Origin of the sequence: Peribacillus sp. NPDC097675 (assembly GCF_050277655.1) — a bacterium.
Taxonomy (GTDB): Bacteria; Bacillota; Bacilli; order Bacillales; family DSM-1321; genus Peribacillus.
In genome coordinates this window covers 83,121-97,239 of the sequence record NZ_JBNNSK010000008.1, presented here as the reverse complement: position 1 = coordinate 97,239, position 14,119 = coordinate 83,121, and the positions used below count along the sequence as shown (strand labels likewise).

Below are 14,119 nucleotides of genomic sequence, written 5' to 3'. Positions count from 1 at the left end.
CATCCTATTCCGTGCGCTGGTTGTCGAAGTTATTTTTCAAAAACCGAGTCACACATGTAGAAGATGTAACGTAAATCAACGATTCAAATAGATTTGCCATCCAATGAGTTTCATGCTCGGCTCTATACTCCCACATAATGGTGGTAGAATAAATGATGATGAAAAACAGGATGAATCTCACATAAGCATTTTCTCTTATAAACTCCATTCAATTCCCCTCTAATCCGACTAGCTATCACCTATCATTATATACGATATGCACTAGCAAAAGTTCCTTCAAAAGGTATTTTAAGGTAAATATATATACAAAATAAGACTGCCAACTATTGGCAGCCCTTTACATTATTTCAAATTGGTAAATCCATACTTCTCAAAAATCTTCATGGCCTCATCCGTTTGAAGATAGTCATAAAATAACTGTGCTTCTTTTGGATGTGAACTATCTTTGATCACACCTGCTGGATAGATAATTGGGTCATGTAAATCATCCCCTGCGGTTGTCACAATATCCACTTTCGAAGATGTTAACGCATCCGTCTTATACACCATACCTGCATCCACGTTCTCCGTTTCCACATATGTAAGTACTTGGCGAACATCTTTGGCATAAATCACGTTCTCTTCGACCTCTTTCCAAAGGTCACTGTTCTTCAACGTTTGTAACGCATACTGACCTGCCGGAACGGATTCAGGTGTACCAATTGAAATCTTTTTAGCTTTCGTGATGTCTTCCAACGATTTGATTTCTATATCCGATTCCTTTGAAACAACCAATACAAGATCATTACCGACTAGGTCCGTTCCTTGTTTTTCATCGATAAGGCCCTCATCGACTAATGTATCGAATTTATCTTCTGCGGCTGAGAAGAATAAATCGACAGGTGCTCCTTTGGAGATTTGTTGTTGCAACGCTCCTGACGCTCCAAAATTAAAGTTTACTTTAACATCTGGCGTTTCTTTTTCGAAACTTGCTTTTATGTCGTTCAAGGCATCCTGCAAGCTTGCGGCTGCCGAAATCGTTAAATCGACTTTCTCCGTGGCTTCCTGTTTTTTCGTGTCTGTGTTTTTCTCATCTGATGAACAACCTGCCCCGATTACAACCAGTAACATAATCGAGATAATAAGATATAATTTCTTCAACATTCTTCTTCCCTTCTTTCTAGTTATGTTTAGTTATAACTAGTTATATGTAATTATAATAAGAAAATGATAAAAAAGAAATACTTAATATTTTCCTCAGTGAATTTACTTTCTTTCGGCCACTAGGATACAATAAAGTCGGAGGGATGCACATGTCAAAAGAGCTATCCTATACAATCGAAGAAGTATCACAGCTATTGAAGGTATCCAAACTGACGATTTATGATCTTGTGAAAAAGGGAGAACTCCCTGTATTCCGGGTCGGTAGGCAGATGAGAATGGATGCAAAAGACTTGGAGAACTATATTCAAGGCCATAAGTCCACATCCTCCCCAGCACCGATTGCCGATAATCAACAAGTCCATCCGAAGGAATCTCATCACCTTGTCATAAGTGGCCAAGACATGGTTCTAGATATCCTTGGTCAATACATAGAAAGAGATTCATCCTATAAAACATTACGGTCCAACACAGGCAGTCTGAACGGGCTGATCTCGATGTATAACGGGGAATCTGATATCGCAAGCGTCCATATGTATGATGGAGATACAGGAGAATATAACCTTCCTTATATAAAGAAAATTTTAGTTGGGTATCCCTATATGCTGATCAACCTCATTTCGAGGAAAGCAGGTTTTTACGTCCAAAAGGGAAACCCGCTCCACCTCACCACTTGGTCTGATCTGAATCAGGATATGACGATCATCAATCGGGAAAGAGGATCCGGCGCACGCATTCTGCTTGATGAGCAGCTTAGAATCCATAAGATTTCGCCTCAAGGTTTAAAGGGCTATGAACAGGAAGAAACCAATCACTTGAGTGTGGCTTCAGCTATTTCAGCTGGGATGGCGGATGTTGGGGTTGGTATCGAAAAGGCTGCCAAAATCGTCGGGGTGGATTTCGTTCCTTTAATAACCGAACGGTATGATTTGGTCATTCTAAAGACGCCTAAAAATGAGCAAGTGATACAAAGTCTTAAGGAAATTTTAACTTCCACGTCCTTTCAGTCCGAAATTAATAGCTTGGGTGATTACGACACGTCCAGAACTGGTTCGATCATTAGTGAAACATTTTAAAAGGGAAGGCCTCTGATTAGAAGCCTTCCCTTTTTTTATGAGCTTTCAATTTAAGAACGTGTTCAGAACCAAGGTCTTGGATTAGGCCACACGCTTCTTTTCATTTATTAATCCAGTCTTCTTTCCGTGCACAAAATAGTAGAGAATGATCGTTAAAAATACGATGAATGCCATAGACATATACATACCTCGGAAACCGAAGATAGGAACAATGATCCCTATAATGAGAGGTCCAATTCCAATTCCAGCATCCATTGCTATATAGAATGTTGAGGTAGCAAGCCCTATGCGATGACGAGGGGATTTATTTACAACAACTGCTTGACTACACGAAATCATATTCCCGAAACCAAGTGCGATGAATGCAGCTGCTACAAGCAGCATCCAATTGGTATAGGATTGGCTTAAGCAAACTAAACCAATTGTATACAACAGTAGTGCAGGGTAAATGACAATGTTATCCCCTTTTATATCGAGCAGTTTACCAGTAAAGGGTCTAGAAGCTAATAGGAAGATAGCATAGACAATGAAGAAGATACTAGCCGCACCTGTTAGATTAACCTCGATTGCATATGGGCTAATATAGGTTAGAACACTAGCGTACGTGATCCCTATGATAAAAATGATACTCGAAATAGGGAGTGCCGACTTTTCAAAGAAGTCTTGTAACTTAAAGCCTTTCACCTCTTGAATTTGCTCTTTTGTTAAATTAACCTCAGTGATTTCTGCGAAAAGCATGACAACAATGCTAATGACGGAAAATATAGTACATACGACAAAAACCATGGTAAAGTCTGCATGTTGCGTGATAAGAATACCTAAGAAGGGCCCTATTGCAGTTGCAAGCGGTGTGTTTAGAGAATAATAGCTTGTGCCTTCACCTCTACGTTCTGGAGGGATGATGCTCATGACAGCTGTGGCCATAACAGTCGTAGCGATACCGAATGCTGCTCCATGGATAAAGCGGACCAGTAATAATAAACTAAAAGTATCTGCTGTAAAATAAAGAAGAGACGCTATTAAAAATAAAAGCAAACTCCCAAAGAGTAACTTCTTGCGCCCAATCACATCTATGTATTTCCCTGATACAAGCCGTAAAAGAAGAGAACCAATTACGAATATACTAGCCGCAAAGCCAGCTTCGGTTTGTGAAGCGTTAAATTGTTGAATGGAATAGAGCGTGAGTGTTGTCATCAGTAAGTAAAAGGTTAGAAACACCAAAAAGGATGTTACGGTAATGATGATAAAGTCCTTTGTCCATAATTTAGATTTAGTCATTCTGTTTGTTTACATCTCCATTTAAGTTATTCCATATTTTAAGTAAGGTCTGAAAAGTAACGTCTACCTCTTCATTTGAGATGCCCTTAAAAGCAGCACTTTCAAAATCTTCCTTTGTTTGTTGAACCTTAGACCGAATGTCATGACTAGTGTCACTTAAACTGATCCTTTTTTCCCGACTGTCTATAGAAGGAACTTGATGGATATAATTGTTTTTCTCTAAATGACCGACGGCACGAGTCACAGTGGACTTTTCCACATTCAAATACTTGGCAATATCGACCAGTGAAGATGAACTCTCCTTCTTTAATAAGTATTCTATAACGGCTAATTGAGCATGTGTCAGCTTATAGTCAGCCATTCGTTGATTGAGGTCATTCGTCATGGTTCTCGACACTTGGAAAAATTGGTGAACTAACTCTTGCAGGTTTCTCAAATATTTGCCTCCTTAAAAATAGTTGCGCATGCAACTATATATGTTTTTTTCTATCATGTCAATTCATTTTGAAACCTAACCAAGCTGTATGTTCACCAAACTCTCAAAAAATTGCAGGTCATTAGAACTGGGTTTGGGGATATAAAGGGACTAATTAAACGCGAGAAATCACCTCAAGATAAACGGGTGTTTATGATTCAATGAACTGAGCACGAGGTTCAACCCATTGCATTAAAGAGTTTGACGGCTGAAGAAAAGCAGCAATTTTACCATATTCTCGATAAGTTAATAGCAGATATAGAGCCAAAAATAAAACAAAAACCTGGACATAGGTACGGTATGAAAGAAAGTTAAGAGTGTTTATACAATATAAAAAGGGCATGTTTTGAACAAGATTGATCAAAACATGCCCTTATGCATTTCACTGCTCTGCTCTTCCCTTACCGAACTGCCTACCCATTAGTTCATGAAGAAGCGCTGGATGGAAACTAAGAAAACAAAGAAAGCAATACCGATGCTCATATATCCTTTATAGCCTTTTCTGTCTTTTTGGAGTTCGGCTATTCCCGTCACCAAGATCATTACTCCTAAGAAAAACATATAATACGGCATTAAATTGGTTTCTGTTTTTATACTATATGTTACAAGACTAATAATAATGGCTGCCAAGATGATTTTAACCTTTTTCAAGAAAACTTTTCCCCCTACTAAGTTCTGTACCATTTCTTACTCATCATACCATTTAACATCTTTTCATTTATGAGGACAATGAACGTTTATTAGGAACGAAATACCTTTTTAGCCCACAATAAAAAGGCTGCCTCAGCAACCTTCTTTGTCTATGTAACTTGAAAAATTGATAATGAGTATATAAATGGGATAAACAATCAAAGCTCCTACTGCCAAAAGACCAGTAGCAGGATTAGGCATATCTCCTCCATATGTTACAGGAATCAGAGAGGCACCCATATAAACGAAAAGAACGAAATAGGGAGCCCAAAGGATAACTGTCCAGAATTGAGCTTTTCTGAAGCCCATCCACTTTTTTGTTAAGAAAAAAAGCAGGATGGTCCCAGACACCAACAATACAATAGCCGTACATCCGATTAAGATGTTCACATTCCCTATATCCCATGTTGTTAGTCTGCTAATTCTATATACATTCATGATGAGCTCAAGAGGAATAAATAGTATAAGGGCATAGAGAATACTAACAACATTCACTTTCAAGAAGAATTTCAATCCATGTCCCCCACCAAAATTTTTAACCTTCTCCAAGAATCTGTTTCGTTCCTTTTCTAAAATGCAGGATATTATGAATCGGTGTAGCTTCCTCGTGATCCCAAAATATTGCACTACCATCTGGAATGGCGTATATATCCCTATCATTTGACAAAGGGAGTAATTCTTCATCATTGGCACCTTCATAGTGAACTTCCACACTAAAATTCACTAAATCTAAACCCCTTATTATCTGTGTTTCGGGATAATCTTCATCTTTTGTAATGATACAATCTCTACAAAACAGTAAAGCCCCTGCACTTACACCCACCATTAAGCCTGGAAAACCTTTAATAGTTTGTATCAGATCTTTTGCATATAAACTTTCCATTAACTTCTCCGGTCTTCCGCCAGAAAAATAAAGAACATCATGGTCTTTTATTTCATCTTTCATTTCTTGACTTGTCAGTCGATAATCGAGTAGTTTAATATGCTCCATCCCTATATCCCCAAATGATTGCTTTGCAGAGTTAAACCATCTATCAATTTTTGAATCTTCCGTCGCGAAAGGAATGATTAACATCTTACTTCCCACTTCAACATGATGACTTAAATAGTTCATCACATCATCAAGTTCCCCAGTTGAAGGGTTACCTCCCCCAATAAAACATAGCTTCATCATCGCACCCCTTTTTTAACATATTATACCATCATTGAAACTAGCTTTATATCAATTTGTCAGCTTTAAAATGATTAAGCTTTATTCAATCCGGAGCTTACCTAAAAGAATAAGCGAATAGGCGGTGGGTAGCCTGCTTCCGGTAGGAAATATGCAACGATTGTGAAAAAAATGATTAATAAGGAAAGGAATAATATGCATAAGCTATCCTCCCCTTCCCTTTTACAATCCAGCTCGTCCTTATCTCATTTCTTAACATTTATTGTAAAAACACTTCCTAAAAACAATCGTATTCGTATAATATAAAGGAGAAATACAGTCTGAATACCAAGGAGGAAAAAATATGGTGGCCACCGTAACCGTTGTCATGATCTTCTCTATCCCTATAATCGCGATTGTGTCAGATCATTTTCAACAACAGTCAAAAACCAAACACAACATGCTTAAAGACGAAATCGAACTCGAAAAACTCAAACATGAAAACTATCTGTTAGAAACAGAGAAATTAAGGCTCGAACTTGACCAAATGAAGGTTCACTCCCACGAAGAGGAATCTAAAATTCTCTAATCTTGTTCCGCATAGAAATAGGGTCCAACCTGAACGTTGATTTCTTCCACCACGATACACTTCGACACATTCATTTTCATACAATCCCATTGTTTTTTTTTGATATTCAACACCACTTCTATAGTCACATGGATGGTCATATCCTAGTTAAAAACCAACAAGGAAAAATCCCCCTATAAAAAATGAATTTTTTAACATAATTTTAAGGCTTTTGAAGTTATATTATAGTAGAATTATCACGAGGTGGGAAAGCATCATGAGTAAATTAAATTATAAAAAAATCTTTATTTCTCTTTTATGTCTGACGGTGGTTTTGGGATTGTCGGGATTGGCTATCAAACTGATGAAAAATAAGCATACGGTGTCAGCCTATTCCATAGATAAGAATTATCCGGATGCTGATATCCAAACGGAGGTCAACGATTATACGAAAGGTGGATATTCAGTAAGCAGGCCGGTCTTCCACCAAGAGTCAATCGATGAGCAGCTAGAATCCTATATCCGTAATGAAATAAAAGAGTATCAAAAGAAATGGAAGGCTATCGATGGGAAAGCTTCTTCTGAGTTGAACATCACGTATGATATCCTTCATTTCAGCAAACAAACCGTCACAATCTCCTTCGATAAATATGAACAAATTGCAGGTAAAAAACATTCGGAATATAACATTTTTACATACGATATTCCCTCTCAAGAAATCCTCTCTTTAGATGAAATTTTTTACTCTGATACGGATTATTTATCGGTCTTATCCGATATTGCTTTTGAAGAGTTACATGATAAGAAAGATAAAAAACTTTCCGAAGACCTAATCAAGAAAATAACAGATCCGAAAATGGCTAATTTCGAATCCTTTTCGGTACTAAAAAATACATTAGTCTTCTATATGAAACCAAAAAAAGACGGAGACTCATCCAACATCCAAACCGTAGCCATTAAAAAAGATTTATTCAAAGATAGCTTACTAGATACATATCTAAGTAAGGACATGAACCAAGACCGCGTGAAGGAAAAACAGCCCAATCACATCGTCGTCAAGCTTCCTCCAAAGAATGAATGGATTGATCCATCACAAAAGGTGATTGCCCTCACATTCGATGACGGACCTCACCCTGACAATACGATGGCTATCCTGACGTCTTTGAAGAAGCATCAAGCTCATGCGACCTTCTTCGTACTAGGAAGCCGTGTGGAGCATTATCCTGACGTCTTGCAAAACATGCTTGCACAAGGAAATGAAATCGGGAACCATTCCTGGGATCATCCGCAATTGACGCGGTTAAGCAAGAAAAAGATCAAGAGTCAAATCAATACAACCCAACTGGCGATCAAAAAAGCGAGCGGCTATGAACCTAGCCTTATCCGTCCCCCGTATGGTGCGGTCAATGACGAGGTCCGCAAGAACATAGGAGAAATGGATGTCGTACTCTGGGAAATAGACCCGGAAGACTGGAAGCTCAAGAACAAGAAGAAAGTGGTTCGCAAAGTCATGAACAAAGCGGAGGACGGTAAAGTCATCCTCATGCATGACATTTATAAAACCAGTGCTGAAGCAGCGGATGAAATCATCAAGAAGTTGGATCAGCAAGGCTACCAGCTCGTTACCATATCCGAGCTTGAAAAAGTGAAACAAGACCGAAAACGCTATGGAATTAAGGTAAAAGGATAAATGCGAAAGAGCCTGTTTTGTTTACCAAAGCAGGCTTTTTTCTGTAAAAAGGGGCTAAACCAAAAGTGCTTCATACGATACTCGAACAGAAACCGCTTTATGTAGAATTCAAAAAAGTCCGGGACACGACGATCCCAAGACCTCTTCTTGTTGTTTTGTTTTAAATTTTAAGGCTGCCTTAACCCGTACCATGACCTTCTCTACAAAAATATCTATAGAGGAAACATTCTTTTCTAAGTGTCCACTCTATAGGTATCCGTTTAGGTAAGCTAGATTCTCTTTTTACTTTTGATAAGCAGGTTTATTTATAGCGATTAAAATCCAAAAAACAATAATAATAGGGATAAAGAATAAGTTTACATTAATTCTTACATCTACCACTAGAGAAAATACATCATTAATGATTAAACTCATTAAACTTAATAGAACACATATAAGTAATGAATGTGTAGCTAACTTTAATTTTTTCACCCTCGAAAATTCAGGTACATTAAACATAAAAGTTCACCCCTTAGTTTAGATCATTTGACTAGTATCCTAGAGTTTTACATGCACGTTTAACCTTAGGTCGATTGTTTCCCTATTTATGACAAGCTTATTGGCACCCCACTTGTTGCTATTGTCATAAACAATTGCTCCAAAAATAACTTTAAGCGGTTTATCGAGTGCAGTTGGTGGAGCAGCATGGCGCCCCTTGGCCTCAGCTTCATTTCCTCAATTTGTATTATATCTCCTTGTATAAGCTCATTTGTAATCCCATTTACCTCTTCAACAGAAATATCTGCTAGTGCTAGTTTAAGAATATCATTTTCAGTGCTAATTTCCATTTAGAAACAAAAAAAACTGTAGGCAAACTCGATTTTAATCGAGTATGCCTACAGTTTAGGGCCTGTGATTATATCTCACAGGCCCACTTTTCTATATGATCAACCAAGATCCACATTGTGGTAGACTTGTTGAACGTCTTCTAAGTCCTCTAATGCGTCGATCATTTTTTCGAATTGTTCTTGCGCATCAGCAGGAAGAGTTAAGTCATTTTGTGCTAGCATTGTAAGCTCGGCAACCGTGAATTCCGTGATGCCCGCTTCCTTGAATGCTTGTTGCACTGCATGGAATTGATCAGGTTCCGCATATACGATAACTGACTCTTCTTCATCGATGATGTCACGAACATCAACATCCGCTTCCATCAATAATTCAAGCACCTCTTCAGAATTCTTCCCTTCGATACCGAAAACAGCCGTGGCATCGAACATGTAGGCAACCGATCCGCTGACTCCCATGTTTCCTCCATTTTTACCGAAAGCGGCACGTACATCCGATGCTGTGCGGTTAACGTTGTTTGTCAACGCATCCACAATCACCATTGCTCCATTAGGACCGAATCCTTCATAACGGAGTTCATCATAGTTCTCTTCAGAACCACCTTTTGCCTTCTCGATCGCACGGTCAATAATCGCTCTTGGGACATTGTACGTTTTCGCACGTTCCAATACGACACGTAGTGCCTGATTCGATTCTGGATCTGGTTCACCTTGTTTGGCTACCACATAAATTTCACGTCCGAATTTCGCATAAATACGGCTAGTATTCGCATCTTTGGACGCTTTTTTTTCCTTGATATTATTCCATTTACGACCCATTATATTCCACTCTCTTTCATCATTGAATAAACAAGAATCATTGAATATGGCAAATTCCATTACCATTTTTTCATAGAACCATGAATAAATCTACAATATATATTTTAGTACAGATATCACAGACAATCACTCGTTTATATTATACATCAATTGGATTAATTTGAAAAAGTCCTACCTACTATGAATCCCCTACAAAAAGCCATACATCCATGGAATGAGTACTCAGGTCCTCCTTCGGTTCCTTTTCCCCAAAGAAATAAGCGCAAAAATCATGAATGTCGCACTTAAGCTCACGGCGACTAACATGGAATATTCGAAAAAATCCTGTAAAGCCAATCCCCCAAAAATACTAGAACTGAACAAGAGTAAATATATTGTGGTGTGATTTTTCAAGCAATCGCTCCTTTTCCACTATTATACAATAAGACAAACGAGCAGAAGACGTAGTATAGTAAAAAAAAGAAAGTCGAGGTGCATCATGACGGAAATTATTATCGGGATACCTGGAGAATGGAAGAACCGTACGGAATTGAATCAGGCGGTGGCTACGGAAAGTGATGGATATCTGTTGGCCGGACACGATTTACATAACAGTGAAAAGGACATCACGTTTCATGTCGAAGTGTATGAGTATGAACCACACTTGAAAGAGGCCTTCTCTTATGCCAGTAAAGGGGCATTTCCTGAAAGTCTGTTGACCGAAATCAATCATCATACTTTCACGGTCTATATCATTGCGGAAGTATCTGACTTTAAAGCTGTGGTAAATCTGATAGATGCTGGGTCAGCCTTACTTAAAGCTGGCGGCATGGCTGTAAAAATCGAAACATCGGGTATGGCCCACACGAAGGAAGCTTGGCACAAATTGCAGCAAAACCCGGATGTCATTCCGGTTTATGCCCATTTTGTCACCATCATCGGAGAGGATGACCACTATGGTTCATTCGGTATGAAGGCTTTTGGCCTTCCAGATGTTGTTACGCCCAACACGATGAGCCCTAAAGAAGCCGTAACCTTACTGAGCACTTTCAACTTTTACAATCTAGGGGAAAGACCCATTTTCACAAACGGCCAAGACTTCCGTATTAAATCAGACGCCCCCACCTTTACATTGACTAGCCGTCAAGACTTCAGGTACGAGGAAGAACATCCTTTTTACAACCCCTACGGATTATGGAGCTTAGAGAAATAAAGAGACAGTAGCCAACTCAAACTAGAGTTGGCTTATCATGTTTCCCACCTTTTTATTTGCCATGACCTATCGATTTTGTGTAGGATGATGGAGAATCTAACATAATCTTACATATGAAAAGAGGAGATTTCATGTCAAATGTCCATGTAATCACAGGCGGTACAGGTGGTATGGGAAAAGCAATTGCTGAATTGGTCGGCAAAACAGGAACCGTGCTCTTGGCGGATGTGAATAAAGATCGCTTAATCCAAACTAAAGATGAATTAGTAACAAAAGGTGTGGAGGATGTACATTACCAAACGGTAGATATTACCGATGCGGAAAATGTTAGAGCTCTAGCGGAAAAAGCGAAGTCATTAGGTACGTTAAAATCCATTATTAATACGGCCGGATTGTCTCCCACAATGGGAGATTCAAAACGTATAACGGAAGTGAATCTAGTAGGTACAGGCATTATATTAGATGAATTCCTAAAAATAGCCGGCCCTGGTACGGTTGCGGTCTGCATTTCATCCATGAGTGGCCATATGGTTCCTAAAGATGGTCCATACGTAGAGGTGCTAAAAAACCCCTTGGCTCCAAATTTCGTAGAAACAATGGAAAAGATGACACAAGGGATTCCTGGCGCTGCGTATAGCTTATCCAAATTGGGCGTCCTATTGATTGTGGAACATCAAGCGTGGGCATGGGGGCAAAAAGGTGCACGCATTGTCTCGCTATCTCCAGGTACGATCAATACCCCGATGGGACGGCAGGAAGCTTCTCAACAAGAACAAATGAAAGTCATGCTGGATCATACGCCTCTTCTCCGTGAAGGGGAGCCGAAGGAAATCGCCACGGTGGTTGAGTTCTTGATCAGCGAAGGTGCTTCCTATATCACCGGGACTGATATCCGTGTTGATGGTGGTACGATAGCCAATATAGACAAAGTACGACAATAACTAACAACGAGGCCACTTATGCAGAATAGGTGGCTTTATTTCTATGTTGGAATCCTAGTAACGTTCCTCGAAATCTCGCTTCAATAACGAATACATATATAGATCATCAAATTTACCACATGTGAACTCATACTGTCTCAATAACCCTTCTCGTAAAAAGCCATGCTTTTCCGCTAACCTTTGGGAAGAAACATTGGGAGGTTCAATCAACGCTTCTATCCTTTGAATCTGAAGTGTTTCAAAACCATATCGAATGACCGCTTCAAACGCCTCACATGCAATGCCCTGCCCCCAATGATCCTTCCTTAATTCCGTGCCTATTTCAGCGCGGTAATGTTGGGGAGCCCGGTTAAGGAAGCCACAGCTACCAATGACCTCACCTTGTTCTTTCAGAGTTATCCCCCATCTAATCCCCGTCCCTTTTTCGAAAATCGATTGATACCATGAAATTTCATCTAGAGCCTCTTCAATAGTGGCAAAAGGCGCTAATCCGATGTGCTTCATGACCTCTGAATCAGACAGGTATTTCAAGACACTACTAGCATCTTCTTCCGTGACTTTTCTTAAAAGTAATCGATCTGTTTCAAGGGTAGGAAATGTACCGTCTCCGTTTTGCATCAAAACCCTCTCCCTCCCGTACTCTACTCGGCGACTTGATTCGGCTGTTCAATGATGATTTATCTGTTCGATGAATGTGCGAACATGTTCACTCATTTCCTTAGAACGAGTCCAGTGGAGATAATGATGGCCTTCTAAAACAATGAGTTCATTTAATGGATTGTCTCCTACTTGCGTTTCATAGAAAGTCAGATTGGATTTACCATCTTCGGTTACCTTATCTCTTTTGGCGGCGAAGATCATAATCGGCATGTTTGAAGGAAAGGACATCTCCTTCGTCTTTTCCACACTCTTCTCTATTTCATTTGCTTCATCGACAATATTTCGGTTGTACAATTTCCCAGCAGAAATAATTTTCGTCATGTGTAGATTTTCTTCCGAATACGTTCCCTCATCAGCAATGGGAATGACATCTTCAGGGCTGATATACGAAACCAATCTTGCTATTCCCGTTGGTGCAACAGCCTTCAAATAGGCAGGCATGGTGGGCGCAGGTTCGTCAAAGTATTCCAATGCCTTAGGTAACGTGAAGTCTATTCCAATAACCGCCTTGACTTCCTCTGGATATTCATGGGCGTAATACATGCTATAGATTCCGGAAAGGGAATGGGGCATCAATATGTAGGGACCTTCTATGTTGGATTTCTTCAGGGCCGTCCGTATTTCCTCCACAATGTTTTCCACGGTCCTTTCCTTATCGGTCAGCTCACTCCAACCATAGCCAAACGGCTCCACTACGACCACTTTATAATCCTTTGCCATCTCGTCCATCAATGGCTCATAATCCAACGCAGGTGCCGCCGTGCCTAACCCGCTTAATAGGACAATCGTTTCTTTTCCATCACCTTTGGCATACACATGCATACGTTTACCATCCACTTCCACCATTTCCCCCCGTGCCGGGTATTTCTTTTGTTCATAGGTCTTCATGACCGTATGGAAGGCAACCCATATCAAGGATATGGCAACTACAAACAATACGATGTTTCGTATGATTCTCCAAATCCTACCCCTCTTTTTCACATTCATTCCCAGGCTCCCAACTTTCATATTTTTCACTTCGTATATAAGACGTTTCAGGTTTTTAAAAGGTTTCATGAAAATTCCTCATGAACCATAGTGGTTCTGGTTATAGTAAATAAGAAAATAGCGGAGGAGGTTTTATGCATGGAAGGTTCGAAAGAATTTGTAGAGAGAATCAAAGAACAGCAGAAAAAAGAAGCCGATAATAAACGCCGTCAAGGGAATGGTCACCCAGAGAAAGTGTTGCCGAACAAGCAGCATTAATCAAAGTTCAAATCAAAAAGAGCTAGAGGAGATCTTACGTTGATCTCCTCTAGCTCTTTTCTGGTTTGAATATTGCTGATATCCGCCGCCTTGGCCCATGCTGCCATACATGGGGTATGGATGGAAGGCTCCTCCATGTCCGCCCATGCCACCTTGCATCTGCATGGGAAAACTATGCTGTCCGCCATATCCTGGTTGCATCGGATAGCCTCCTGGAAGGCCCATGTTGACATTCCCACCCATGCCTCCATACATCGGATAGCCGAAAGGCTGCCCGAAGCCACCACCGACGGCACCGTAATTACCTAGCCCTGGGAAACCCCCGTAATTGCCATATCCACCAAAGTTCTGCCTTGTATAATACATCACTG

General features: G+C 39.8%; 19 protein-coding genes. 6 read left to right on the top strand and 13 right to left on the bottom strand.

Annotated features, from left to right (window positions below; genetic code table 11):
* Positions 1 to 4 precede the first annotated feature (4 nt).
* Positions 5 to 208: a hypothetical protein gene (locus tag ACQKL5_RS13155; RefSeq protein ID WP_427609314.1), complete on the bottom strand. Its 204-nt coding sequence runs from the start codon at positions 206 to 208 to the stop codon at positions 5 to 7.
* Between the two features lie 134 nt (positions 209 to 342).
* Positions 343 to 1,140 (bottom strand): molybdate ABC transporter substrate-binding protein, encoded by a 798-nt coding sequence (modA, locus tag ACQKL5_RS13150; protein ID WP_427609495.1) that lies wholly within the window; start codon positions 1,138 to 1,140, stop codon positions 343 to 345.
* 152 nt (positions 1,141 to 1,292) lie between these two features.
* Between modA and ACQKL5_RS13145 the strand changes: the two genes are divergently transcribed.
* A complete protein-coding gene (locus ACQKL5_RS13145; RefSeq protein ID WP_427609313.1) occupies positions 1,293 to 2,216 on the top strand; it encodes a substrate-binding domain-containing protein in 924 nt (307 codons plus the stop codon).
* Positions 2,217 to 2,297: 81 nt separating this feature from the next.
* Here the strand turns inward: ACQKL5_RS13145 and ACQKL5_RS13140 are convergent, their stop codons facing one another.
* From ACQKL5_RS13140 to ACQKL5_RS13120, 5 genes are all read right to left on the bottom strand, one after another.
* Entirely contained in the window at positions 2,298 to 3,494 is a 1,197-nt protein-coding gene (locus ACQKL5_RS13140) for an MFS transporter (protein ID WP_427609311.1), read from the bottom strand.
* The gene (locus ACQKL5_RS13135; RefSeq protein ID WP_427609309.1) at positions 3,487 to 3,930 is read right to left on the bottom strand and encodes a MarR family winged helix-turn-helix transcriptional regulator; all 444 of its coding nucleotides are present in this window, start codon (positions 3,928 to 3,930) and stop codon (positions 3,487 to 3,489) included. Before ACQKL5_RS13135 ends, ACQKL5_RS13140 begins: the two co-directional genes overlap by 8 nt.
* A gap of 459 nt (positions 3,931 to 4,389) precedes the next feature.
* A complete protein-coding gene (locus ACQKL5_RS13130; RefSeq protein WP_427609307.1) occupies positions 4,390 to 4,620 on the bottom strand; it encodes a DUF3953 domain-containing protein in 231 nt (76 codons plus the stop codon).
* A gap of 132 nt (positions 4,621 to 4,752) precedes the next feature.
* The gene (locus ACQKL5_RS13125; RefSeq protein ID WP_427609305.1) at positions 4,753 to 5,208 is read right to left on the bottom strand and encodes a hypothetical protein; all 456 of its coding nucleotides are present in this window, start codon (positions 5,206 to 5,208) and stop codon (positions 4,753 to 4,755) included.
* A complete protein-coding gene (locus tag ACQKL5_RS13120; RefSeq protein WP_427609303.1) occupies positions 5,195 to 5,830 on the bottom strand; it encodes a Type 1 glutamine amidotransferase-like domain-containing protein in 636 nt (211 codons plus the stop codon). Before ACQKL5_RS13120 ends, ACQKL5_RS13125 begins: the two co-directional genes overlap by 14 nt.
* 343 nt (positions 5,831 to 6,173) lie before the next feature.
* Between ACQKL5_RS13120 and ACQKL5_RS13115 the strand changes: the two genes are divergently transcribed.
* A complete protein-coding gene (locus ACQKL5_RS13115; RefSeq protein ID WP_427609301.1) occupies positions 6,174 to 6,398 on the top strand; it encodes a hypothetical protein in 225 nt (74 codons plus the stop codon).
* Here ACQKL5_RS13115 and ACQKL5_RS13110 read toward each other — a convergent pair.
* Complete coding sequence (locus ACQKL5_RS13110; RefSeq protein ID WP_427609300.1) at positions 6,395 to 6,538, bottom strand: hypothetical protein; 144 nt, start codon at positions 6,536 to 6,538, stop codon at positions 6,395 to 6,397. The two genes, ACQKL5_RS13115 and ACQKL5_RS13110, sit on opposite strands and share 4 nt — an antisense overlap.
* A 116-nt stretch (positions 6,539 to 6,654) precedes the next feature.
* Between ACQKL5_RS13110 and ACQKL5_RS13105 the strand changes: the two genes are divergently transcribed.
* Positions 6,655 to 8,067 (top strand): polysaccharide deacetylase family protein, encoded by a 1,413-nt coding sequence (locus ACQKL5_RS13105; RefSeq protein ID WP_427609299.1) that lies wholly within the window; start codon positions 6,655 to 6,657, stop codon positions 8,065 to 8,067.
* A gap of 584 nt (positions 8,068 to 8,651) precedes the next feature.
* Here ACQKL5_RS13105 and ACQKL5_RS13100 read toward each other — a convergent pair.
* A complete protein-coding gene (locus ACQKL5_RS13100; protein ID WP_427609297.1) occupies positions 8,652 to 8,894 on the bottom strand; it encodes a hypothetical protein in 243 nt (80 codons plus the stop codon).
* Between the two features lie 99 nt (positions 8,895 to 8,993).
* A complete protein-coding gene (locus ACQKL5_RS13095) occupies positions 8,994 to 9,710 on the bottom strand; it encodes a YebC/PmpR family DNA-binding transcriptional regulator (protein WP_427609296.1) in 717 nt (238 codons plus the stop codon).
* A gap of 478 nt (positions 9,711 to 10,188) precedes the next feature.
* Between ACQKL5_RS13095 and ACQKL5_RS13090 the strand changes: the two genes are divergently transcribed.
* Positions 10,189 to 10,902 (top strand): DUF4261 domain-containing protein, encoded by a 714-nt coding sequence (locus ACQKL5_RS13090; protein WP_427609295.1) that lies wholly within the window; start codon positions 10,189 to 10,191, stop codon positions 10,900 to 10,902.
* Between the two features lie 131 nt (positions 10,903 to 11,033).
* Complete coding sequence (locus ACQKL5_RS13085; RefSeq protein ID WP_427609293.1) at positions 11,034 to 11,843, top strand: SDR family oxidoreductase; 810 nt, start codon at positions 11,034 to 11,036, stop codon at positions 11,841 to 11,843.
* A gap of 54 nt (positions 11,844 to 11,897) precedes the next feature.
* On the opposite strand, the gene ACQKL5_RS13080 is transcribed toward ACQKL5_RS13085, so the two are convergent.
* Both ACQKL5_RS13080 and ACQKL5_RS13075 read right to left on the bottom strand, forming a co-directional pair.
* The gene (locus ACQKL5_RS13080) at positions 11,898 to 12,461 is read right to left on the bottom strand and encodes a GNAT family N-acetyltransferase (protein ID WP_427609494.1); all 564 of its coding nucleotides are present in this window, start codon (positions 12,459 to 12,461) and stop codon (positions 11,898 to 11,900) included.
* Positions 12,462 to 12,509: 48 nt separating this feature from the next.
* A complete protein-coding gene (locus tag ACQKL5_RS13075) occupies positions 12,510 to 13,559 on the bottom strand; it encodes an alpha/beta fold hydrolase (protein ID WP_427609291.1) in 1,050 nt (349 codons plus the stop codon).
* Between the two features lie 69 nt (positions 13,560 to 13,628).
* Between ACQKL5_RS13075 and ACQKL5_RS13070 the strand changes: the two genes are divergently transcribed.
* Positions 13,629 to 13,748, top strand: coding sequence for a DUF4023 family protein (locus ACQKL5_RS13070; RefSeq protein ID WP_427609289.1), 120 nt, complete (start codon positions 13,629 to 13,631; stop codon positions 13,746 to 13,748).
* Between the two features lie 12 nt (positions 13,749 to 13,760).
* On the opposite strand, the gene ACQKL5_RS13065 is transcribed toward ACQKL5_RS13070, so the two are convergent.
* Entirely contained in the window at positions 13,761 to 14,114 is a 354-nt protein-coding gene (locus ACQKL5_RS13065) for a spore coat protein (protein ID WP_427609288.1), read from the bottom strand.
* Positions 14,115 to 14,119 lie beyond the last annotated feature (5 nt).